Raw genomic sequence first — 23,356 nt, 5'->3', positions numbered from 1 at the left:
CCCGTACCCGTGGTGGCGCCCGGGTCGGTGACGAAGCCGGCGCGCAGCTGGTCGCGGTGGCCGCGCCAGCGGTCCAGCATCACCACCAGCTCCTTCTGCATGAACTCCATGAAGGCGAGCGTCTCGCCGATCCGGCGGCCCGCGAGGGTGCGCTCGCCGAGGCTGTCCACACCGTCGCGCAGGGTGCTCTCCCAGCGGGTGAGGACGCTGTCCTTGTGGGTCAGCGCTTCGTACCACTGGTCGCTGTGCACGCGGTAGCGGTCGCGCCGGGAGCCGGGCTCGCGCTCGCGGCTGATCATGCCGACCTGGGAGAGGTAGCGGATCGCGCCGGAGACGGCGGCCGGGCTGATCTGGAGGCGTTCGCTCAGCTCGGCGGAGGTCAGGACGCCGGACTCCGAGGCCAGCAGGCAGGCGAAGACGCGGGCGGACATCCGCTGCATACCGGCATCGACCAGCTGGGCCGCGAACTGTTCGACGAACTGCGAAACCGCTTCGTCGTCGCGCTGCCCCGCGGCCGGCCGGCGCTCGTCCTGCTGTCCTCGCTCGGTCATCTCCGCATCATCTCCCCTGATCAGAATCACCAGCTCCAACTTTATACGGTTTCTTAACTTCACAAATTTATGAAACTAGCGTACCTTCGAAATCATGACGAAGGCAAACCCCTCCTCTGCCGCGATCCGGGTGGACGGCCTCCACAAGTCGTTCGGCCGGACCCATGCGCTGGACGGTCTCGACCTCACGGTCGAGGCCGGTGAGGTGCACGGCTTCCTCGGGCCCAACGGCGCGGGGAAGTCCACCACCATCCGGGTCCTGCTCGGCCTGCTCCGCGCCGACCGGGGCACCGCCCGCCTCCTGGGCGAGGACCCCTGGCGCGACGCCGTCGAACTGCACCGCCGCATCGCCTACGTCCCCGGCGACGTCACCCTGTGGCGCAACCTCTCCGGCGGCGAGGTCATCGACCTCTACGGGCGGCTGCACCAGGGCGGCGCGAAGCGTCTCCGGGGAGCGGGTGGCGGCGGACGGCGGGCGGGTCTCGACGCCGCGCGCCGGGCCGAGCTTCTGGAGCGGTTCGAACTCGACCCCACCAAGAAGGGGCGGACGTACTCCAAGGGCAACCGGCAGAAGGTCGCCCTGGTCGCCGCCTTCGCCTCGGAGGTCGATCTGCTCATCCTGGACGAGCCGACCTCCGGCCTCGACCCGCTGATGGAGGAGGTCTTCCAGTCCTGCGTCGCCGAGGAGCGCGACCGCGGCCGTACGGTCCTGCTCTCCAGCCATGTGCTCTCCGAGGTCGAGGCGCTCTGCGACCGCGTCAGCATCATCCGCAACGGGCGGACCGTGGAGTCCGGTTCGCTCGGCGAGCTGCGCCACCTCACCCGCACCTCCGTCAGCGCCGAACTGGCCGGCCCGCCCAACGGCCTCGCCCGCCTGCCCGGCGTCCACGACCTGACGGCCCAGGGCCACCGCGTCCGCTTCCAGGTCGACACCGACAAGCTCGACGCGGTGCTCCGCTCGCTCGGCGAGTCCGGCGTCCGCAGCCTGACCAGCACCCCGCCCACCCTGGAGGAGCTCTTCCTGCGGCACTACCAGGACGACGTCCGCACCGAAGCGGCGGTGGCGCGATGACCGCCGCGGCCGCGGCCGCCCCTCTCCGCCGCGGCGGCTCTCGCCCGCTGGCGGGCACCGGCACCCTGTTGCGCCTCGCACTGCGCCGCGACCGCCTGCTGATCCCGGCGTGGGTGCTGACCCTCGGACTCGCCGTCGCGAGTACCGGCTCCGCCTTCGAGACCCTCTACGGCACGGCCGCCGAACGCGCCGGCCTGGCCGCGTCGATGAACGCCAACAGCTCGCTGCGCGCCCTGTACGGACCGGTCTTCAGCGACTCCGTCGGCGGTCTCGTCGCCTGGCGGATGGCCGGTCTCGGCGCCGTCCTCGCCGCGGTGATGAGCCTGCTGATCGTCGTCCGGCACACCCGCGAGGAGGAGGAGACCGGCCGTCAGGAGCTGCTCTCGGCGGCGGTGGTGGGCCGCCGCGCACCGCTGACCGCGGCGCTGCTGGCCGCCCTGATCGCCGATGCCGGGCTGGCCGTGCTGATCGCCGCCGGGCTGGCCGGGTCCGGCCGGCCGGCGGCCGGTTCGCTCGCGCTCGGCGTCGCCGTCGGCGCCACCGGCCTGCTCTTCGCGGGCCTGGCCGCCATCGCCGCGCAGCTCACCGAGAGCGCCCGGATGGCCAAGGGGCTGACCGGCGCGGTCCTCGGCCTCGCGTTCGCGCTGCGCGCCGCGGGCGATGCCGCCGACGCCACCGCCACCTCCCTGCCGACCTGGCTCTCACCGGTCGGCTGGGCCCAGAATCTGCGGCCGTACGCCGGTGAGCGCTGGTGGGTCCTGCTCCTCTTCCCGGCCGCGACGGCGCTCGCCGTCTCCGCCGCGTACGCCCTGACGGCCCGCCGCGACCTGGGCATGAGTTTTCTGCCGGCCCGGCCGGGTCCGGCCCGCGCGCCCGCCTCCCTGAGCGGCCCCTTCGGTCTGGCCTGGCGGCTCCAGCGCGCCACCCTGTTCAGCTGGACGGCCGGTTTCGTCTTCGCCGGCGGGATATTCGGCGGTATCGCCAAGGGCGCCGCCGACATGGTCGGCGGCAACGAGCGGACCCGCGCGATCTTCGAGCGGATGGGCGGCCAACAGGGCCTGACCGACGCCTTCCTGGCCACGATGACCGGCCTGCTGGGCATGGTCGCGGCGATCTACGCAGCCGGTTCGGTGCTCCGGCTGCGCGGCGAGGAGACCGGCAACCGCGCCGAACCGGTGCTGGCCGGGGCCGTCGGCCGCCTGCGCTGGGCCGGCAGCCATCTGGCCATCGCCTACCTCGGCACGGCCGTCATCATGACGGCTGGCGGCCTGGCCCTCGCCGTCGGCTACGGCAGCACGGTCCACGACATCACCGGACAGCTCGGCCCGGTGCTGGGCGCCGCCCTCGCCCAGGTCCCGGCGGTCTGGACGCTCACCAGCCTGGCCGTACTGGTCTTCGGCCTGCTCCCGCGGGCGGCCGGCGCCGTCTGGGCACTCATCGGCGGCGTCCTCGCGATCGGCTGGATAGGCCCCGCCCTGAAGTTCCCCCAATGGGCGATGGACCTCTCCCCCTTCAGCCATCTCCCCAAGCTCCCCGGCCCCACGGTCACCGCGGCCCCGTTCGGCTGGCTCCTCGCCCTGTCGGCCCTCCTCGCGGCCGCGGGCCTGACCGCCTTCCGCCGCCGCGACATCGGCTGACGCCCGGCGGCCCCGCCGTCCGCCGGGCCGCCCCCGCCACGTACGCCGCCGGAGCCGTAGCGGACTCCGGCGGCGTACTCGCACCGCCTCGTACCGCCTCACACCGCGCCCGGACGCATGCGCCCCAACGGCCCCACGGCCCACGACCCGCGCCCCGTCACCAACCACCGGCCACCGGCCACCGGCCACCGGCCACCGGCCACCGGCCACCGGCCACCGGCCACCGGCCACCGGCCACCGGCCACCAACCGGACGTTATCCACACCCAGTGGATAAAAAGCACGATCCGCACGCGGCCGCGCGCACGGAACCGCACCGGACCGCACCGGACCGCACCGGACCGCACAGCTCAGCCGCCCGGTGTGACCAGCCGCACCTCGTACGCGAAGACCGCCGCCTGGGTGCGGTCGCGCAGGCCGAGCTTCACCAGGATCCGGCTGACATGGGTCTTCACGGTGGATTCCGCGACGACGAGATGTGCGGCGATCTCACCGTTGGATAGGCCCTGGGCCACCAGGACCAGGACCTCCGTCTCGCGTTCGGTCAGGTCGCCGATGCGCTCCTGGGCGGGTGCGCGGGGCGTCCCCAGGCGGGAGAACTCGGAGATGAGGCGCTTGGTGACGGTGGGGGCGAGCAGCGCCTCACCGGAGGCGACGATGCGTACGCCCTCGGCCAGTTGGCCGGCCGAGGCGTCCTTGAGCAGGAAGCCGCTGGCACCGGCGCGCAGCGCCTGGTAGACGTACTCGTCCAGGTCGAAGGTGGTCAGCACGAGGACCTTGGCGTCCGCGTCGGCCGCGACGATCTCGCGGGTGGCCTCCAGACCGTTCATCTCCGGCATCCGGATGTCCATCAGGACGACGTCCGGCCGCAGCACCGCGACCTTCTCCACGGCCTGGCGGCCGTCCACCGCCTCGCCGACCACCTCTATGCCCGGCATGGCGTTCAGCAGGACCGAGAAGCCTTCCCGGACCATCACCTGGTCGTCGACGATCAGTACCCGGATCATGCCGCGACGCCCTCTCCGGCCGCCGCGTTCGCGCCCGTGTTGGCCACCGGGAGGAACGCGGCGACCTCGAAGCCGCCGTCCGCCGTGTGGTCGGCCGTCATCTCGCCGCCCAGCATCTGCACCCGCTCGCGCATGCCCAGGACGCCGTGGCCGGCGCCCGGGGACGGCTTGGCGAGCCTGCTCGGGGTGCCGTTGACGATCCGCAGGCCGATCCCGCCCAGCACATAGGAGATCTCGACCCGCGCATCGGCGCCCGGCGAGTGCCGCAGCGCGTTGCTCAGCGCCTCCTGCACGATCCGGTACGCGGACAGCTCGACGCCCTGCGGCAGCGGCCGGACCGCACCGGTGACCACCGCCTCGACGGTCAGCCCCGCGCCGCGGACGCTGTCGAGCAGCGAGTCCAGGCTGGCGAGGGTGGGCTGCGGGGCCTCCGGATCGTTGCCCACGAAGGCGTCCGGATCCTCGGAGCGGACCACGCCCAGGATGCGGCGCAGTTCGGTGAGCGCGGCGACGGCGTTCTCCCGGATGGTCGCGAAGGACGTCGCCAGCTCGGGCGGGGTGTCCGCGACGCGGTACGGGGCCGCCTCCGCCTGGATGGCGATGACGGACATATGGTGCGCGACGACATCGTGCAGCTCGCGGGCGATGGTGGCGCGCTCCTCCAGCAGCGTGCGCCGGGAGCGCTCCTCCGCGGTCGCGGTCTTCGTCTCGACGACCTGCCGGCGCTCCTCGCGCCAGGCCCGCATCGCGGCGGCGACGCCCAGCACGAGGGCGGAGAACGTCCCCATCGCCGGGATGTCCGACTTTCCGGCCATCCCGACGAGGACGGCCAGCGCGGCCCCGGCGCCGAAGCTGACCACCCACATCTCCAGGGCGAGCCGTGGCCGGGTCCGCAGCACGACCAGGGTCATCACCACGAGGTGGGTGGCGAAGGCGACACCGATCCACTGTCCTCCGTACATCCCGACGAAGGCGGCACTGCCGAGCGTGCCGAGCACGACACCCGCCATGGACACCCAGAAGGCGCCCACCGGACGGAAGAGGGTGAGGGCGACCGGGACGGAGATCAGCAGGCAGAAGCCCAGGGTGACGAAGGACCGAATGCTCCCGATGCCGTAATGCATCGTCGAGCTGAGGGTCAGCAGAAAGATGATCCCGGCACCGAGGGCCACGGCGCAGTGCGGGGCCCAGCGCACATGGCGCCGGATCCGCTTCGGCACCCGCTGGCGCCAGCCCACCACGCGGGCGTCGTCCAGCGGCATCAGCGGGCGGAAGGCGAAGGCGTCGGCGAACAGGTCCTGGCGCAGCCGTTGCAGCGCGCCATGGGCTATCCGGGCCTCCGTGCGCAGGGGGTTCTGCGTCTCGGTCGTCTGGTTCACGCTGTCTACGGTAAGCAGCGGGCGCTGTCCGGGCGTCCCCAGCAGTGGGGATCTGCCGGTATCCGCCTCAAGTACTACGCGGCCCGGGACCGGTCCGGACCGTGCGCGTGACCATGGCCACGAGGCGACCGCCACGGGCCGTACCAGACATACGACCCGAGCCGAGCCGTACGAGCCGAGCATTGAGCCGTGCCGTACGGCGCCACCCCACCCGCACACCTCACACCGTCACACCGCCCACCCTCCGAGCAGCTCGGTGAGCAGGGTGCGGCAGGCGGGGGTGCCGGGGGTGACGGGGGCGTAGTGGCCCACGCCGGGCAGCTCGTGCAGGATCGTACGGGCGTGACCGGCGGCCGCCGCCCCCACGGCCCCGGTCCTCGCCCCCGGCGCCGTTGCCACCGCCCCCGGCGCCGTTGCCACCGCTCCCGCGGCGGCCGCGTAGCGGCGGGAGAGCTCCGGCGGTACCTCCGGGTCGTCGCCCCCGTGCAGGATCGTGACCGGCACCCCGGCGGGCGGGTGGCGCGCCGGGTCGGCCGCCGCGATCCGGGCCGCCAGCCCCGGCCCGCCGCCGACAAGTTCGGCCACCGCGCCCCCGCTCAGCCCCAGCTCATGGGCGCGGGCGAGATCGGCGACCGGTGAGACGGCGACGACCCGCGCCACCGGGACACCGGGGCGGGCGGCGGCGAGCAGCGCGAGATGACCGCCCGCGGAGTGCCCGAGCAGGACGGCGCTCGCGGCGCACCCCGCCTCGTCCGCCGCCCCATCCCCCGCCTCGTCCACGGCCGCCGACACCGCCGCCGACACGTCCTCGACCATCCGCGCCGCGCCCCCGGCGGCCCTGCGGTACTCGGCGAGCGCGACCGGCAGACCGTGCCCGGCCAGCTCCGCGGCCAGCGGCGACAGATGGCGGCGGTCATAGGCCGCGCGCCAGAATCCGCCGTGCAGCAGCACGACGAGCGGACCGCGCGCCGCCCCCGCCCATGGCCCGTACAGGTCGATGACCCGGTCCGGACCGGGTCCGTACGCCACCGTCCGGTCCGGCGCCACCGGGGCGAGCCCCAGCAGCGCCGACTCCTCGTCCGGTGCGCTCACGCGTCGGTCCCGGCCACCGGTTCCGGCAGCTCCCGCAGCACCTCGCCGAGCACCCGCGCCGCCCGCTCCGCGTCCGCGAAGGAGGTGTAGAGCGGGGTGAAGCCGAAGCGCAGCACGTCCGGCCGGCGGAAGTCGCCGACCACCCCGCGCCGGATCAGCTCCGCCATCACCTCCCCGGCACCCGCGCACTCCAGCGACACCTGGCTGCCGCGCCGCCGGTGCTCCTGCGGGGTGACCGGGCGGACCCGGCCGGGCGGGGCGCACGCGGCCACGCGGTCGAGGAAGAAATCGGTCAGCGCGAGGCTCTTGGCGCGGACGTCCTCGATCGTGACGCCGTCCCAGACGTCCAGCGCCGCGTCCAGGGCGAGCAGCGACAGGATGTCCGGGGTGCCGACCCGGCCGCGCACGATGCCGTCGGCCGGGGCGTAGGCGGCCTCCATCCCGAACGGGTCGGCATGCGAATTCCAGCCGGGCAGCGGCGAGTCGAAACGCTCCTGGAGGCTCTCGCGCACATAGAGGTACGCGGGCGAACCGGGGCCGCCGTTGAGGTACTTGTACGTGCAACCCACCGCGAGGTCCACGCCGTGCGCGTCCAGTCCGACCGGCAGCGCACCGGCGCTGTGGCAGAGGTCCCAGACGGCCAGCGCGCCCGCGGAGTGCAGCGCGGCGGTGATGGCGGGCAGGTCGTGGAGCCGGCCGGTGCGGTAGTCGACGTGGTTGACCAGCGCGAGCGCGGTCCGCTCGGTGACCTCGTCGGCGATCCGCGCGGGCTCGACGGGCCGCACCGCGAGACCGGTCATCCGGGCCGCGGACCGGGCGATATAGCCGTCGGTGGGGAACGTCGTCATATCGACGAGGATCTCCGTACAGCCCTTGCCGGCCATCCGTACGCCGCCGACCACGGCCTTGAAGAGGTTGACGCTGGTGGAGTCGCCGACCACGATCCGGCCGGGCGCGGCACCGAGCAACGGCGCGATCTTGTCGCCGATCCGCTCGGGCGCCGTCCACCAGCCGGATTCGGTCCAGGACCGGATACGCAGTTCGCCCCATTCGCGAGCGATGACGTCGGCGATCCGGGCGGGCACCGTGCGGGGCAGCGCGCCGAGGGAGTTGCCGTCCAGGTAGACGGTGTCGTCCAGGGTGAAACGGTCACGGATCGCGGCGAGCGGATCGGCGGCGTCCAACTCCCGTGCCACCGCGGCCGGTTCTTGTGCGGCCTCCTGGCTCTCGCGAGTCGCGGGCGTCTCATGAGCTTCGGAAGCCCCACGGGCTCTGGGCGTCCCGTGGGCTTCTGGCGTCTCGTGGGCTTCAGGGGTCTCGTGGGTCTCAGACATAGCTGCGCGCCGTCCACAGTTCGGGGAAGACGCTCTTGCGGGCCCGCTTCTCCAGCCAGGCCACCCCCGCGGAACCGCCGGTACCCATCTTCGCGCCCATCGCCCGCCGGGTCGCCACCAGATGGTCGTTGCGCCAGCGCCACACCAGCTCGCCGACATCCGTCAGCGCCTCGCCGAGCCGGACCAGTTCGGACTCCCCCGAACCGGCGTATATATCGGCCCAGACCGCCTCGACGGCCCGGTCCGGTTCGTAACGGAGCGCCGGATCGCGCCGGAGGACGGCGTCCGGGACCGGATGGCCGCGCCGCGCCAGCAGCCGCAGCACCTCGTCCCACAGGCTCGGCTCGTCAAGGGCCTTCGCCAGCTCGGCGTGCTCCCGGGGCGCACCGCGGTGCGGCACCAGCATGGCGGCGGACTTCTCGCCGAGCAGGAACTCCATCCTGCGGTACATCGCGGACTGGAATCCGGAGCCCTCACCGAGCGCGCTGCGGTAGGCGTTGAACTGCGTCGGGGTCAGCCGGGCGAGCGGCTGCCAGGAGGCGTTCAGCGCCGTCAGTTCATGGGCGGACCGCTTGAGCGCGTCCATGGCCACCGGCAGGTCGTCGCGGCGCAGCGCCTCGGCGGCGGTCTGCCACTCATGGACGATGACCGTGAACCACAGCTCCATGACCTGGGTGGTGACCAGGAAGACCATCTCGCCGGGGTCGTCGGAGAGCGGATGCTGGAGGTGGGTGAGGACGCCCGCCTGGACGTAGTCCTCGTACGGGGTGGTGTGCCGGCTGCCGATGCTCAGATCGGGGGCGAACGGCGTGCCCGTCTCGGCCGGGGCGGGCACGGCCCCGGCGGCTCTCGGCGTGGTGCTTGCGGTGGGAGACGGCTGCGACATGAGGGACTCCTCAGGTGCGGACTACCGGGTAGCGGTCCGCCCCTTCCTCTTGGCTCGGGAGCCCCGGTCCCCTCGGGCGCGGGGTGCCCCGGCCCACTGAAATCATCCGCGCTGGATCCGGACCGCGCAAGGGCCGGCCGCGATCACGCGGCCGGCCCTTCTGTTCCGCCCCTGGGGCGGCCTCCTCAGGTCAGGATGTCGGCCGCGGTCGGCGAGGAGTCGCGCAGGAACGTCGCGCAGCGCTCGTACTCCGCCTCCTCGCCGATCGCCTGGGCGGCGCGGGCGAGGGCGTGCAGTGCCCGCAGGAAACCGCGGTTGGGCTCGTGCTCGAAGGGCACCGGGCCGTGGCCCTTCCAGCCGGCCCGGCGCAGCGAGTCCAGGCCGCGGTGGTAACCGGTGCGGGCGTAGGCGTACGACTCGACGGTCCGGCCGGCCTCGAACGCGTCGTCGGCGAGCTGGGCCCAGGCCAGGGAGGAGGTCGGGTACTTCGCGGCGACGTCGGCCGGCGCCGTGCCCGAGGCGAGCAGCTCGCGCGGCTCGGGATCGTCGGGCAGGTGGGTCGGGGGCGGTCCCCCGAGCAGGTTCTCGTGAATGGCCATGCCCCAAGTCTGCCTGGTCCCCGCCCCGGCCCGCGGGCGGACCGCCATCTCGGCGGCCGGGGCTCCCCGGCCCCGGTGCCGACCGGGCCGACTGGTCCCCACGGTCACACGGTCACGAAGGGTTACGGGGCCCGTCCGCCGCCCCGGAACCCGGCTCCCCCGTCCCTCCGGAGTCCGGCTCCCCCACCCCGTCGGGACCGGGGAGCCCCGGTCCGCCCGCCGGCGGCCGCGGCTCGCCCGGATCCAGCGGCGGTGCGCTCACCCCGCAGTGGTACGCGCACTCCGGGTGGCCGGGCTCCGCGGCATCGGGGGCCGCGCCGCGCGGCGCCTCGCCGCGCACCGTCAGCCAGGCGATCAGCGCACCGGCCAGCAGCACGCCCGCGCACAGCGGCATGGCGCGCCGGAAGGTCGCCGCGAACTGGTCCGCCGAGCGGTACGCCTCCGGGCCCATCCCCGCCAGCAACGGCAGCGCGGCCACCGCGATCAGCCCGGCGGCCCGCGCCGCCGCGTTGTTGATACCGCTGGCCAGGCCCGCCCGGTCCACGTCCACCGACGCCAGCACGGTCGAGGTGAGCGGCGCGACCAGCGTCACCATCCCGATGCCCAGCACCACCAGCGCGGGCAGCACCTCGGTCGGATACGAGGCGTCCGCGCCGACCCGCACCATCAGCAGCATCCCGACGGCGCAGAGCACCGGGCCGACGGTGAGCGGGATCCGCGGGCCGATCCGCTCGCCCAGCTCCCCCGACCGGGCGGACAGCAGCAGCATCAGCACGGTCGTGGGCAGCAGCGCGGTGCCGGCCTGCAGCGCCGAATAGCCCGCCACGACCTGGAGCTGGAGCACGGACAGGAAGAAGAAGCCGCCGAACGCCGCGTAGACACAGACGGTCACCGCGTTGACGGCGCTGAACTGCCGGATGGTGAAGATCTCCGGCGGCAGCATCGGGTCCGCCCGCCGCCGCTCGACCCGGATGAAGACCACCCCGAGCAGCAGCCCGGCCACCGCGGGGACGATCACCCCCGGCGCGGCGCCCCGGCCGGGTGCGGCGATCAGCGCGTACGTCACCCCGGCCAGCGCCAGCGCGCCCAGCGCCGCGCCCGCCACGTCGAAACCGCGGCCGGGCGCGCCCCGTTCCCGAGTCTCCGGTACGTGCCGCAGCGCGACGGGTACGCAGATCGCCGCCAGCGGCACGTTCAGGAAGAACACCCAGCGCCAGCCGGGTCCGTCCACCAGCCAGCCGCCGATGAACGGGCCGATGGCCGCGGCGACCCCGCCCAGCCCCGACCAGGCGCCGACCGCCCGCGCCCGGTCGTCGGGGTGGAAGACCGCCTGTATCAGCGCCAGCGACCCGGGCGTCAGCAGCGCCCCGCCGATGCCCTGGAGGGCGCGGGCCGCGATCAGCACCCCGGCGTGCGGTGCGAGACCGCACAGCAGTGAGGCGGCCGCGAACCACACCACGCCGATCACGAACACCCGGCGCCGGCCGTAGCGGTCGCCCAGCGCCCCGCCCAGCAGGATCAGCGAGGCGAGGGTGAGCATGTACGCGGTGACGGTCCATTGCAGGACCCCGAGATCCGCGTTCAGATCCAGGCCGATCCGCGGCAGCGCGACATTGACGACCGTGCTGTCCAGCATCGCCATGCCCGATCCCAGCACGGCCGTCAGCAGCACCCAGCGGCCTTGGGGCGAGGCCAGGCGGACTCCGCCGGGCGGGCTCGGCTCACTCATCTCGGCTCACTCACAGGGTGAGCATGCCCGGATCCGTCCGCCGGACATGCCCGCATCCGGGTTGCGCCCGCCCGCACCCGGGCGCCGGACCGCCCCCTTCGCCCGGCGCCCGTGCCCCGCGCCTCAGCGCTCCGTACGCAGCGCCGTCAGCGCCCGGACGAGCGCGTCGACGCCCGCCGCCGCCTTGGTGCGCGGGCAGCCGACATTGAGCCGGACGAACCCCGCACCGGCCGGCCCGTACGTCGATCCCGGCATGATCGCGACCCGCTGCCGGTCGATCAGTTCCCGCTGGAGCGCCGCCTCGGGCACCCCGAGCGGGCGCAGATCGATCCAGGCCAGATAGCCGGCCTGCGGCGGCTGCCAGGCCAGTTCGGGGAAGGCCGCGCCGAGCCGCTCGGCGACCAGCCGCAGATTGCCGTCCAGGTAGGTGCGGAGCGCGTCCAGCCAGGGGGCGCCGTGCCGGTAGGCGGCGATATGGCCGACCACCGACAGCACGGCGGGTGAGGACAGCCCGTCCGCGTCCTTCAGCCGGTGCAGATACGCGTCGCGGTCCGCGTCGCTGCCGAGAATCCCGTAGGAGCCGGTCAGCGCCGGGATGTTGAACGACTTGGAGGCGGAGGTGACGACCGCCCAGCGCCCGCTGCCGAACCGGGCCCAGGGCAGATGCGGATGGCCGTCCCGGGCGAGATCGGCGTGGATCTCGTCGCTGATCACCGCGACGCCGTGCCGGGCGCAGAGCTCGGCCAGCCGTGTCAGCTCCCCGGCCGTCCAGACATGCCCGGTCGGGTTGTGCGGTGAGCACAGCAGCAGCACCGACGAATCGGGCAGCGCCAGCAGCCGCTCCAGTTCCGCGTCGTCGCCCAGCGGGCAGCCGCGCAGCTCCCGGCCGTGGGCGGCGACGGTCTTGGGGAACGCGTCGTAGGCGGGGGTGTGCACGACGATCCCGTCGCCGGGCCGCGACCACATCCGCAGCAGCTGCGAGACCTGGTAGATCACCGAGGGCCCGTAGACGATCCGGTCCTCGGCGATATCGGTGGCGTACCGGGTGGCGTACCAGTGCCGGACCGCCGAGAGGAAGTCGGCGTGCCGCCAGCGGCTGTAGCCGAGGACGCCGTGCGCCAGCCGGCCGCGGAGGGCGTCCAGCACCTCGGGCGCGGTCTCGAAGTCCATGTCGGAGATGGTGAACGGCAGCAGGTCCGGGGCGCCGAAGCGGTCCTCGACGTAGTCCCACTGGGTGCACCAGGTGCCGTGCCGGTCGACGGGGGTGTCGAAGTCGTACGCCGGGCCGGTGTCCGCGTCGGTCCGTTGGTGGTGTCGGTGGGTCATGTCAGTGCTCCGGGACGAGCGTGGCGAGGGCGTCCTTCACGGACTGCACCTGCGGGCCGATGATCACCTGCACGTTGTGCGGGTCGAGCGTGACGACGCCCACCGCGCCGAGCTTCTTCAGCCGCGCCTCGTCCAGCAGCCCCGCGTCCTCGACGGACATCCGCAGCCGGGTGATGCAGTTGTCGAGGGAGCGGATGTTGGCCGCGCCGCCCAGCGCCGCCAGGATCGCCACCGGGTCGTACTTCCCGGCGACGAGCTCCACGGCGGGCGGCGTGGCGGCGCCGGTGCCGGCGGGCCCGGTGTCCTCGGCCGCCGTGGCGCCCGCCGTCCCGTCGTCCGCCGGCTCGTCGCGCCCCGGCGTCCTGAGGTCGAACTTCCTGATCGCCCAGCGGAAGAGGAAGTAGTACACGGCGAACCAGACGGCGGCGATGACCGGGATGAGGTACCACTTCGTGCTCGTGCCCTGGAGGACGCCGAAGACGAACAGGTCGATCACATTGCCGTCGGTGTTGCCGACATAGACGCCGAGCACGGCCGCCGTCAGGAAGCCGAGGCCGACCAGTACCGCGTGGATCAGGTACAGCCAGGGCGCGAGGAACAGGAAGAGGAATTCCAGCGGCTCGGTGACCCCGCCGACGACACAGGCGACCACACCGGAGATCAGCAGCGCCTTGATCTCCGGGCGCATCCGCCTGCGCGCGCAGTGGTACATCGCCAGCGCGGCGCCCGGCAGTCCGCCCAGGTAGGCGGCCATCTTGCCCTGCGAGAGGAAGTGCGTGGCGGTGTGCGCGGCGCCGGAGGGCGTGGGGCAGGACAGCTGCGCGTAGAAGAGGTTCAGCGCCCCGCTGACGTGCTCGCCGCAGACCGCGCCCGCACCGCCCGCGTCGGTGAAGCGGAACATCGCGACGAGGATGTGGTGCAGGCCGATGGGCCGCAGCAGCACCTCGCCCATACCGAAGAAGAACGGCCCGAAGACCCCGGTGTGCCCGATGCCCTTGCCGAGATCGGCGATCCAGCCGCCCAGCGTCGGCCACACCAGCGGGACGAGCAGCCCGAGGACGCTCATCACCAGTGCGGAGACGATCGGTACGAACCGCAGCCCGCCGAAGAAGGCCAGCGCGTCCGGCAGCCGCTTGGTGCGGTAGCGCTGATGCAGCAGCGCCACCACGATGCCCACGCCGACGGCGCCGAGGAGCCCGGTGTCGATGGACTCGATGCCGAGCACCTGGGCGACGCCGTAGTGCGCCTTCTCGGCGTCGGACGTCACGCCCTTGGTGGTCAGGAAGAAGTTCACCGCGAGGTTCATCGACGCGAAGCCGACGAAACCGGAGAAGGCCGCCACGCCCTTGTCCTGGCGGGCCAGGCCGAGGGGTATCGCCATCGCGAAGAGCACCGGCAGGAAGGTGAAGGCGACCTGCCCGGTGTTGGCCATCCAGGTGAAGACCAGATGGAACACACCGGCCTTGAGGAAGGGCAAATTGTCGGTGACGGACTCGCTGGAGAGCGAGCTGCCGACGCCGAGCATGATGCCGCAGAACGCCAGCAGGGCGACCGGCAGCATGAAGGTCTTGCCGAGCCCCTGCAAGAACTCCCACAGCGCGGCCCTGGCCTTGCCGCCCTTCCTGCCCTTCCCGGCCCCGCTGCCCTCGGCCTTGCCGCCCTTGGCTTCGCGGTCCTTGACTGCGCTGCCCCCGGCCTCACCACCGGGCGGCGCCGGCCTGCCCGGCGGTTGCGACGCGCCGGACGCTTTCGCACCGGCCTGCTCGGCCCCGTCTCGCGCGTCGCTGTCCACAGCCCGTCCCACGGTGTTCTCCTCAGCTTGTCCCACGGGCATACGCTCTCCTGGCCCCGCGGCGGGCCACAGGGTCGCAGGTCCCGACTTCACACGCGGAAGGGCTCCGCATCCTGGACGGATGCGGAGCCCTCGGTGAACCGCGGTGCACCGGCGCCGTGCGGTGCTGCCGCCCGGGAGGTGCCGGTGGCTACTTGAGACGGGTGCCCGTGGAGCGCAGGTTGGCGCACGCCTCGGTCACACGCTTGGCCATCCCGCCCTCGGCGGCCTTGCCCCAGGTGCGCGGGTCGTAGGTCTTCTTGGAGCCGACCTCGCCGTCGACCTTCAGCACACCGTCGTAGTTGCGGAACATGTGGTCCACGACCGGGCGGGTGAAGGCGTACTGGGTGTCGGTGTCCAGGTTCATCTTGACCACGCCGTTCTCCAGCGCGGTGGCGATCTCCTGCTCGCTGGAACCGGAACCGCCGTGGAAGACGAAGTCGAACGGGGACGCCTTGCCGTACTTGGCGCCGACACCCTCCTGGAGGTCCTTCAGCAGCTCGGGGCGGAGCACGACGTTGCCCGGCTTGTAGACGCCGTGCACATTGCCGAAGGAGGCGGCGAGCAGGTAGCGGCCCTTCTCGCCCAGACCCAGCGCCTCGGCGGTGCGCAGCGCGTCGTCCACCGTGGTGTAGAGCTCGTCGTTGATCTCGTGGGTGACGCCGTCTTCCTCGCCACCGGTCGGGGTGATCTCGACCTCAAGGATGATCTTGGCGGCGGCGGCCTTGGCGAGCAGCTCCTGGCCGATGGCCAGGTTGTCCGCGAGGGTCTCGGCCGAGCCGTCCCACATGTGGGACTGGAAGAGCGGGTTGACGCCCTTGGCGACGCGCTCCGCGGAGATGTCGATCAGCGGACGGACGTAGCCGTCGAGCTTGTCCTTGGGGCAGTGGTCGGTGTGCAGCGCGACGGTGATGTCGTACTTGGCGGCCACGATGTGCGCGAACTCGGCGAGCGCCACGGCGCCGGTCACCATGTCCTTGTTGTACTGGCCGCCCAGGAACTCCGCGCCACCGGTGGAGATCTGGATGATGCCGTCGCTCTCGGCCTCGGCGAAACCGCGCAGTGCTGCGTGCAGGGTCTGCGACGAGGTCACGTTGATGGCCGGGTAGGCGAACTTGCCTGCCTTCGCCCGGTCGAGCATCTCGTTGTAGACCTCGGGAGTTGCGATGGGCATCTGTCCGCTCCTTGTGATGTGCGGGAGTGTGCGTTCTTGGCCCTGACCAGGGGGCGACGACATCGCCGTCCTCATCTTCCCAGACTTACCCGATTGCTCCACATCCCCCATACGGCGGGCACACACCAGGGGCGGGCTGTTTCACGTGAAACAGCCCGCCCCTTGAGAAAGCTGCTGGTCAGAGCGGTCGGAAAGAGGGTCCGGGACCTAAGTCACGACTTCTCCGCCACAATCGGGCCGCGCCCGGAACCGCTCCTGGCCGCGCTCAGTCCAGGCCGAGGTCCCCGAGCTGGTAGCCGGTGATATAGCGCAGACCGGCGTCGGCGATGGCCGACGCGGCACCACGGTCGATGATCGTCGCGACCGCGACGACCTCGGCGCCCGCCTCACGCGCCGCCGTGACGGCGGTCAGCGGCGACCCACCGGTGGTGGAGGTGTCCTCGACCACCAGCACCCGGCGGCCCTTGATGTCCGGCCCCTCGATACGGCGCTGCATACCGTGCTTCTTCTGCTCCTTGCGCACGACGAACGCGTCCAGCCGCTTTCCGCGCGCGGCGGAGGCGTGCAGCATGGCGGTGGCGACCGGGTCGGCGCCGAGCGTCAGCCCGCCGACCGCGTCGTAGTCCAGGTCGGCGGTGATGTCCAGCATCAGCTGCCCGACCAGCGGCGCCGACTCTCCGTCCAGCGTGATCCGGCGCAGGTCGATGTAGTAATCGGCCTCCATACCGGAGGAAAGCGTCACCTTGCCGTGCACCACGGCCTTGTCCTTGATCTGTTGCAGCAGCGCGCCGCGTACGTCCTCGCTCATACGGACGAGCTTAGGGCAGCCCGGGGACGGGGCCGGGGCGCAGCCGGTGCCGCAGGAGGGCACCGGCCGCGGCCCCGGGTGCGGCCGCGGACTCAGGTCAGGGTCCGCCAGCTCCAGGTCGTGGAGATCTCCAGCGGGTCGATGGGGGTGACCAGGCGCGGCAGCGTGTTGAGGCCGTTCGGTGGGCCCGACTGCGGCTCGACGCAGACCGCCGCCTCCTGCTCGTCGTAGATCACCACCCACTCGGCGCGGCTGGTCACCTTCAGCTCCAGCCGCCCCGGCCAGGTCACCGTGACGTCCACACCCTGCGGCATCCCGAAGCAGTCGTCCCAGGGCCCCGGCCGCGTCGGGATCCGCCGGCCGGTCGGCAGGTGGTCCTCGCCGCGCTCCTCCTGCCACTCCGCGGCGAAGTCGAGGCGCACCTGCGCACCGCTGTCGTCCCCGTCCTCCGCCGCGTCGAGGTGCCGTACGAACCAGGGATGCCAGCCCGCCTGCGCCGGGAAGGAGTCCTGGGCCGCCTCGACGCCCATGGTGAGGGTGAGCGAACGGCCGTCCTCGGCGAGTTCGACCAGCTGGGTCACCATCCCCGGGTAGGGCCAGGGGGCCGCCGGGTCGGCGAGATCGTAGGTGAAGGCGGCCGCGGTGGCGCTCGAACGGGCCGTCCGCCAGCGGAGGTCGCGGCCCGTGCCGTGAATGGCGTGCGGTGCGGCGTTGACGGGCATCTGGTGCAGCTCACCGCCGTTGCGGAACCGCCCGAGCGCGATCCGGCCGCACCACGGAACCATCGGGAAGCAGCCGTACTGAGCGCCCTGCCGCAGCAGTTCCGTACCGCCGACGCGGAGACTGCCGATGCGGCAGCCGTTGTCCGGATGGACGGTCAGTTCGGCGTCTCCGGCGGCCAGCCGCACGCCGTCCGCCGGCATCTGCGACGCGCTCTGCGTGGTGTTGTCGGTTCTCACGGGACCGACCCTAATGGTGCGCCGCCACCCGCACCGCCGGACGCGGGCCCACGGTGGACGCGGGCCGCCACGGGCCACCCGGCGCACCCGTCCGGCCCCCGCTATACGCCCCGTACACCGGGCTCAGCCGCGGCGGGCCGACGGCAGCGGGCTCACCGGCGGCGGCGCAGCACCCGGCTGACGACCACGGCCGAGGCCAGCACCACCGCGGCGGCCGGCGCCGCCCAGCGCAGCACCACCGAGGTCCCGTTCGCCTCGGGCGCGGGCACCGGGGCGTACCGCCCGCGCGGCGGGGCGTGGTCGACCTCCTCCGCGCTGCGCCCGATCATCGTGCGCCGCGCGTGCGCGGCCTCGGCGGGCACGGAATCGTCCGCGTCACTGTCATAGCCGTCGTCCGCACCGTCCGCGTCGGCGAGCGGGCCGAGCGCGGGCGGCGGCACTTCGGCGTCGAACGTCCCGTGCCCGTGCGCCTCGTCGGCGCCGTCCCCGCCGGTCTCCGGACCGTCCGTACCGTTCACGTTCCCCGGGCCCGCCGGCTTCCCCGCCCCGCCCACCGGGCGCTCCGCCAGGTCCGCGGCGAGGTTCTCCGCGAAGCGGTCCAGCAGACGGCGCCCCGCGGTCGCGGCGGACTGGGCGGTGACCTCGGCGAGCCGGCCGGCGCTGCGGACCGTGCCGGAGCAGGTCAGCGTCGTCCCCGGACCGGCACCGAGGTCGGGGCCGGCGGCCGGGGACAGCCGTACGGTCAGCGTCAGCGCCGCCGTCCCGTCGCCGCGCACCTCCGCGCCGTGCGCCTCGACACCCACCCCGTCCGCGGCACCGCCGCCGGCACCCGCGCCGGGGGTGACGGTCAGGGTGCCGCGATAAGTGATCGTGGAGCCGCCGATACGCAGCCGCAGGCGGCCCTTGGGGTGTGCCGGGGCGGCATCGGCGTCGAGCTGGACTCCCGGGACACAGCGCGCCACGCGCTCCGGCTCGGTCAGCGCCTGCCGCACCGTCCCGACGGGAAACGGAACGTACACCTCATGCTCCATGACACCGGAGCCTACCCAGCACTCCCCGGCCCTGGGCCCGCCCCCGCGCGACTTTCTGCACACCGGCCCTTCGTGCCCCCGCAGCAACACCCCGGCGCCCCGGCCCGGCCCTGCCCGCCCGGCCTCACGGCTGATAGCGCGGATGCATCAGGGTCGACGGCGGCAGACCGGGGATCCGGCCGCGGGCGACCGCGTACCGGCCGGCCCGCAGCGTCTCGCGGCTGACGGCCGCCGACACGGGCGCGTCCGGCGCCACGTCCAGCCGCGGCGAATGGCGCGCGGCCAGCAGGAAACCCCAGTACCGCAGCGCGCCCGCCGCCGGCACCGCGGCCGGGCCCGGCCGCGCGGCCCGGGGGTCCGGGTCGGCGGCACGGTCCGGGCCCCCGGCGAACTCCGGACGCCCGCCGTCGATGCGGTACGGGACCGTCGACAGGCCCACCGCCCGGATGGTCGCATCCACCGTCCAGTAGGACCGCGGCCGCGCGCCCGGCGGCCCGGCGTGCACCACCAGCCGCCCGTCGTCGGCCAGCGCCCGCAGCGCGAGACCGTAGAACTCCTGCGAGTAGAGCTTGGTGCTCGCGCTGATGCCGGGGTCGGGCAGATCGGAGACGATCACGTCGTACGGCCGCGGCCGGTGCCCCGGGGCGGGCGCGGCTCGCTGCCGCAGCCAGTCGAAGGCGTCGGCCGTCACCACCCGCACCCGCGGATCGCTCAGCGAACGTCGGTTGAGGGAGGACAGGCCGGGGTCCGTACGCGCCAGCTCCAGCAGCCCCGCGTCGAGTTCGACGACGGTCACCGAGCGGACCGTGCGGTAGCGCAGGAGTTCGCGCACCGCCAGTCCGTCGCCGCCGCCGAGGACCAGCGTCCGGCCGTGCGGACCGCCCGCCATCGCCGGATGCACCAGGGCTTCGTGGTAGCGGAACTCGTTGTCCGCGCTGACCCGCAGCCGACCGTCCAGATAGAGCGCCAGCGGCCGGCCGGAACCTTTCCTCTCCCGCCCCGCACCGGCCCCGCCGCCCGTACCGCCGGTCAGCACCACCTCCTGGACGCCGGTCTGCACCGCGACCCGCGCCGCGGAGCCGTACACCGCCTGCCGGGCGGCGCGTTCGAAGGGCGTCGCCAGCAGCACCCCCGCCCCGAGCAGGGCGAGCGCCAGCGCGTTGACGGCGAGCAGCGCCCAGCGCGCCCGGCCGGTCAGATCCTCCCGGAACAGCCACAGCACCAGCGCGCCACCGGCCACCGCGTTGACCGCTCCGGTGACCAGCGCGCCGGTCAACTGGCCGAAGCCGGGCAGCAGCAGGAACGGGAAGGCCAGACCGCCGACGAGCGCGCCGACATAGTCCGCGGCGAAGAGGTCGGCGACCGCGCCGCCCGGGTCCTGTCTGCGGACCCGCTGGATCAGCGTCATCAGCAGCGGCACCTCGGCGCCGACGAGCACACCGATGGCCAGGGAGAACGCGACGAGCGCGGAGCGGGACTGGCCGAACCAGGCGAAACAGGCGTACAGCGCCATCGCGGAGCTGCCGCCGACCAGTGCGAGGGCCGCCTCGACCGCACCGAAGCCGACCGCCGCCCGGCAGCGCAGCCGCTTGGCCAGCAGCGCCCCGACGCCCATCCCGAAGACCATGACGGACAGCACGACCGACGCCTGGGTGACGGAGTCGCCGACCAGATAGCTGGCCAGCGCGACCAGTTCGAGTTCGTAGACCAGACCGCAGGCGGCGCAGACGAAGACGACGAGGAGGACGAGCAGCCGCCCGAGCCCGGCGGGCACGGGCAGCCGCACCGGCGCCGTGGCCTGCGACGGCCTGAGGACACCGGTGACAGCGGGCTCTGGCGGATCGATCATGAAATGAACGCTACGTGACGATTCCGTACCTCTTCGTCACCCACAGGAGTGCAGTCTGCGCCCCACGCCGGACAGCCGGAACCGGCACCGGTACACGGGGCGGCTGTCCGGCGGCGCCCCCGCGCTCCGCGCGGAACACCTCCGTACCGCGCGGGCCGCCTCCGCACAGCCCAGGGCGCACGCCCCGCGAGCACCCACGACGGCGGCGCGCCCCCACGGCCGCCCGGGGCGGGCCGGATGCGCCCCCGGCCCACCCACCCGAACCGGGGCTACCCCGCCGCGACCGGCGCCCGTACGCCCACGCGGGTACGCGTGGCCACCAGCCGGCCCTCCTGCGGATAGGCGTGCCAGGTCCGCCAGCGCACCTGGCCCTGCCGGCGCTGCGCCAGCAGCGCGGTGAACGCGTGCGGCGAGCCGGGGAACGTCCCCGCGAGGCCGTGCGGATGCTCGGCGACCAGCGCGAGCAACTCCTGCGCACGCCCGGCGAACGAGCCCCGCGACAGGGTCTCCACATGCGCGGCGAACTCGTACTCCCAGTCGCCGAACTGCTTGGCCACGCCCAAGGGGAGCGGCGTACTGCTCCCCGGCATACAGGCGACCGTCTCGGAGCAACTGCCGCCCTCCTCTTCCAGAAGCACCTGATGCGAGGCCCCGAGCAGCCTCAACTGCACTCGTGCATCGTCGAGTTGAAGATCCAGCACGGCCAGGGCCGGCAGGGGTTCCCTGCCCAACGCCCAGGCGAGGTCGGAGGAACGGGTATCGGTGTAGGCCGTTTCGAGGGTCGTGAGCATGGGTCGGCTCCACAAGCACGCAAGGGATGGTGGGACGGCCCGCCCGAGAAGGATCAGGAATGTACGACTGCCTGCCGGCTCGTGCCCACATGGGGTCCGAGAACTGGGGGATTCTCAAGGAAGAGGGAACCACGAAAGGCACATCGCCCACAGCGTTTTTACCCATCTTCGCCGGGTTTCCATCCCCCAGAGGGCCATGCAGTTCAGTTGTTCAACGACCAAGCATCCCAAGGGTGTTGATACCGCCCCGCCCACCGCCCGACGCATATGCGGACCGCCATGGGCCACCCGCATGTGTGCGGGTCAGCCCCCGCCGCCGCAGCCCCCGCCGCCGCAGGAGGAGTGACCCCCACCGCCACCGCAGGAATGGCCGCCGCCGTGATGCCCGCCATGGTGGCCGCCCCCCGACCCGGAATCCCCCGCCCACCAACTGCCGCCACCACCCGAATCCCCGGACCCGGAACCCGCCCCGGACCCGCGCCGCGCGGTAACGCTCCCGCGCCGAACACCGGCCCCGGACACGCTCCGCGCACCGGCACCCCGGCGCCGCCGCCTGATGCCGCCGCGCGCGGCCACCGCCACCAGGCCCACGACCACCACGAAGATCACCAGGAAAACCACGATACCCATCTGCCCCACACCCCTTTTCCCGTCCCCCGAAGCGAGGCACCGCTCCGTCCACGTCCGCCCGCCGCCCGGTACCGTCCTGCGCCGCTCGGCACCGCCGTCGCGCGAACCGTCACCGTGCGAACGGTCGCCGTGCCGTTCGTACCGGGCTGATGCCCGCGGCCCGCGGATCTCAAAGCACGGTTGAGGAACTCCAGAGGTTCGGCGCAGGATGGCGCGCATGGACCGACCGCTGCTCAACCGCCGCCTCGCCGAGTTCGGAACGACGATCTTTGCCGAAATGTCGGCACTCGCCGTACGGACCGGCGCCATCAACCTCGGACAGGGGTTCCCCGACACCGACGGGCCGGAGGAGGTCCGGGAGGCGGCGGTGCGCGCCTTGCGCGACGGCCGCGGCAACCAGTACCCGCCGGGCCCCGGGATCCCCGAACTGCGCACCGCCGTCGCCGCCCACCAGGAGCGCTTCTACGGCCACCTCGGCGTCTCCTGCGACCCCGACACCGAGGTCCTGGTCACCGCGGGCGCCACCGAGGCCATCGCCGCCTCGCTGCTCGCACTGCTGGAACCCGGCGACGAGGTCATCGCCCTGGAGCCGTACTACGACTCGTACGCCGCCTGCATCGCGATGGCCGGCGGCACCCGCGTCCCGGTCACCCTGCGCCCGGACCCCGAAAGCGGCTCGTACGCCCTCGACCTGGACGAACTACGGGACGCCGTCACCGACCGCACCCGCCTCATCCTCCTCAACACCCCGCACAACCCCACCGGCACCGTCCTGACCCGCGACGCACTGGCCGAGGTCGCCCGCCTCGCCTGCGAGCGCGAGCTGCTCGTGATCACCGACGAGGTCTACGAGCACCTCGTGTTCGAGGGCGAGCACCTCCCGCTCGCCTCCTTCCCGGGGATGCGCGAGCGGACCGTCACCATCGGCTCGGCCGGCAAGACCTTCTCCTTCACCGGCTGGAAGGTCGGCTGGGTCACCGCCACCCCGGAGCTGGTCGGCGCCGTCCGCTCCGCCAAGCAGTTCCTCACCTATGTCTCCGCCGGCCCCTTCCAGTACGCCGTCGCCGAAGCGCTCGCCCTCCCCGACAGCTACTACACCGACCTCCGCGACGATCTGCGCGCCAAACGCGACATCCTCGCCACCGGCCTCACCGACGCCGGCTTCCAGGTCTTCCGCCCCTCCGGCACCTACTTCATCACCACCGACATCCGCCCCCTCGGCTTCGACGACGGCTTCGCCTTCTGCCGCACCCTCCCCGAACGCGCCGGCGTCGTCGCCATCCCCAACGCCGTCTTCTACGACCACCAGGACCAGGGCGCACCGTTCGTCCGCTTCGCGTTCTGCAAGCGGACCGATGTATTGAATGAGGCGGTAACCCGCCTCAAGCAGTTGGCGCCCTGACGGGCGCAAGAAACACGCACTGCCGGGTGATCCAGGGCTTGGGCCCCCTGACAGGCCCAAGCCCTGGAGTGACCCGCAGTTCACTCAGTGTCTTTGGGATGCCGTGGAGAGGCGTACACGAGAATCACCGTGGAAGTCTCCGCGCTGACCAGGTATCGCACCCGACCACCACTGGTGACCTCGTACTCCCACTGCTCCAGATCAGAACCTTTCCACGCTTTGGTCGCATGCCTTCCCCGTAGCTGATGCTGGCGACTCCAGTTGGACCTG

General features: G+C 73.1%; 18 protein-coding genes and 1 pseudogene. 3 read left to right on the top strand and 16 right to left on the bottom strand.

Annotated elements, in window-relative coordinates:
* Positions 1 to 41: 41 nt before the first annotated feature.
* Positions 42 to 551 (bottom strand): annotated as a pseudogene (locus IH09_RS20590) (GbsR/MarR family transcriptional regulator); the annotation flags it as partial.
* 94 nt (positions 552 to 645) lie between these two features.
* Here IH09_RS20590 and IH09_RS20585 point away from each other — a divergent pair.
* The gene (locus IH09_RS20585) at positions 646 to 1,623 is read left to right on the top strand and encodes an ABC transporter ATP-binding protein (protein ID WP_052858468.1); all 978 of its coding nucleotides are present in this window, start codon (positions 646 to 648) and stop codon (positions 1,621 to 1,623) included.
* Positions 1,620 to 3,260, top strand: a complete 1,641-nt coding sequence (locus tag IH09_RS20580; RefSeq protein ID WP_052858465.1) for an ABC transporter permease — start codon at positions 1,620 to 1,622, stop codon at positions 3,258 to 3,260. The genes IH09_RS20585 and IH09_RS20580 overlap by 4 nt, the downstream gene beginning before the upstream one ends.
* A 349-nt stretch (positions 3,261 to 3,609) precedes the next feature.
* Here IH09_RS20580 and IH09_RS20575 read toward each other — a convergent pair whose 3' ends face one another.
* The 15 genes from IH09_RS20575 to IH09_RS20505 form a co-directional block, all read right to left on the bottom strand.
* Positions 3,610 to 4,266 (bottom strand): response regulator, encoded by a 657-nt coding sequence (locus tag IH09_RS20575; protein ID WP_052858463.1) that lies wholly within the window; start codon positions 4,264 to 4,266, stop codon positions 3,610 to 3,612.
* Complete coding sequence (locus IH09_RS20570) at positions 4,263 to 5,645, bottom strand: histidine kinase (RefSeq protein WP_052858460.1); 1,383 nt, start codon at positions 5,643 to 5,645, stop codon at positions 4,263 to 4,265. The genes IH09_RS20575 and IH09_RS20570 overlap by 4 nt, the downstream gene beginning before the upstream one ends.
* 228 nt (positions 5,646 to 5,873) lie before the next feature.
* On the bottom strand, positions 5,874 to 6,737 hold the full coding sequence (locus tag IH09_RS20565) for an alpha/beta hydrolase (protein WP_052858458.1): 864 nt from the start codon (positions 6,735 to 6,737) through the stop codon (positions 5,874 to 5,876).
* Positions 6,734 to 7,933, bottom strand: coding sequence for a kynureninase (gene kynU / locus IH09_RS20560; protein ID WP_318279501.1), 1,200 nt, complete (start codon positions 7,931 to 7,933; stop codon positions 6,734 to 6,736). The genes IH09_RS20565 and kynU overlap by 4 nt, the downstream gene beginning before the upstream one ends.
* A gap of 130 nt (positions 7,934 to 8,063) precedes the next feature.
* Complete coding sequence (locus IH09_RS20555; RefSeq protein ID WP_094793397.1) at positions 8,064 to 8,957, bottom strand: tryptophan 2,3-dioxygenase family protein; 894 nt, start codon at positions 8,955 to 8,957, stop codon at positions 8,064 to 8,066.
* Positions 8,958 to 9,142: 185 nt separating this feature from the next.
* On the bottom strand, positions 9,143 to 9,556 hold the full coding sequence (locus IH09_RS20550) for a DUF3151 domain-containing protein (RefSeq protein ID WP_052858454.1): 414 nt from the start codon (positions 9,554 to 9,556) through the stop codon (positions 9,143 to 9,145).
* A 112-nt stretch (positions 9,557 to 9,668) separates the two neighbouring features.
* The gene (locus IH09_RS20545) at positions 9,669 to 11,285 is read right to left on the bottom strand and encodes an MFS transporter (protein WP_052858452.1); all 1,617 of its coding nucleotides are present in this window, start codon (positions 11,283 to 11,285) and stop codon (positions 9,669 to 9,671) included.
* Positions 11,286 to 11,408: 123 nt separating this feature from the next.
* Positions 11,409 to 12,611: a MalY/PatB family protein gene (locus IH09_RS20540; RefSeq protein ID WP_052858449.1), complete on the bottom strand. Its 1,203-nt coding sequence runs from the start codon at positions 12,609 to 12,611 to the stop codon at positions 11,409 to 11,411.
* A gap of 1 nt (position 12,612) precedes the next feature.
* Positions 12,613 to 14,415 (bottom strand): maltose/glucose-specific PTS transporter subunit IIBC, encoded by a 1,803-nt coding sequence (gene malX, locus IH09_RS20535; protein ID WP_318279500.1) that lies wholly within the window; start codon positions 14,413 to 14,415, stop codon positions 12,613 to 12,615.
* A 178-nt stretch (positions 14,416 to 14,593) separates the two neighbouring features.
* Positions 14,594 to 15,616 carry a class II fructose-bisphosphate aldolase gene (fbaA, locus tag IH09_RS20530; protein ID WP_052858447.1) on the bottom strand — a complete coding sequence of 341 codons (1,023 nt, stop codon included), beginning with the start codon at positions 15,614 to 15,616 and terminating at the stop codon, positions 14,594 to 14,596.
* 265 nt (positions 15,617 to 15,881) lie between these two features.
* Complete coding sequence (gene pyrE / locus IH09_RS20525) at positions 15,882 to 16,424, bottom strand: orotate phosphoribosyltransferase (protein ID WP_052858444.1); 543 nt, start codon at positions 16,422 to 16,424, stop codon at positions 15,882 to 15,884.
* 92 nt (positions 16,425 to 16,516) lie between these two features.
* Positions 16,517 to 17,347: an aldose epimerase family protein gene (locus tag IH09_RS20520; RefSeq protein WP_052858575.1), complete on the bottom strand. Its 831-nt coding sequence runs from the start codon at positions 17,345 to 17,347 to the stop codon at positions 16,517 to 16,519.
* 188 nt (positions 17,348 to 17,535) lie between these two features.
* On the bottom strand, positions 17,536 to 18,414 hold the full coding sequence (locus IH09_RS20515) for an SRPBCC family protein (RefSeq protein ID WP_052858442.1): 879 nt from the start codon (positions 18,412 to 18,414) through the stop codon (positions 17,536 to 17,538).
* A 124-nt stretch (positions 18,415 to 18,538) separates the two neighbouring features.
* Entirely contained in the window at positions 18,539 to 20,263 is a 1,725-nt protein-coding gene (locus IH09_RS20510; RefSeq protein WP_052858439.1) for a polyamine aminopropyltransferase, read from the bottom strand.
* 269 nt (positions 20,264 to 20,532) lie between these two features.
* Positions 20,533 to 21,054, bottom strand: coding sequence for a DUF2617 family protein (locus tag IH09_RS20505; RefSeq protein WP_052858437.1), 522 nt, complete (start codon positions 21,052 to 21,054; stop codon positions 20,533 to 20,535).
* An 847-nt stretch (positions 21,055 to 21,901) separates the two neighbouring features.
* On the opposite strand from IH09_RS20505, the gene IH09_RS20500 reads away from it, so the two are divergent.
* Positions 21,902 to 23,086, top strand: coding sequence for a pyridoxal phosphate-dependent aminotransferase (locus tag IH09_RS20500; RefSeq protein ID WP_052858435.1), 1,185 nt, complete (start codon positions 21,902 to 21,904; stop codon positions 23,084 to 23,086).
* Positions 23,087 to 23,356 lie beyond the last annotated feature (270 nt).

Origin of the sequence: Streptomyces celluloflavus (assembly GCA_000720995.1) — a bacterium.
Lineage (GTDB): Bacteria > Actinomycetota > Actinomycetes > Streptomycetales > Streptomycetaceae > Streptomyces > Streptomyces celluloflavus.
Note: the sequence above shows the minus strand (reverse complement) of the source record. Positions and strands in the feature narration are given on the sequence as shown.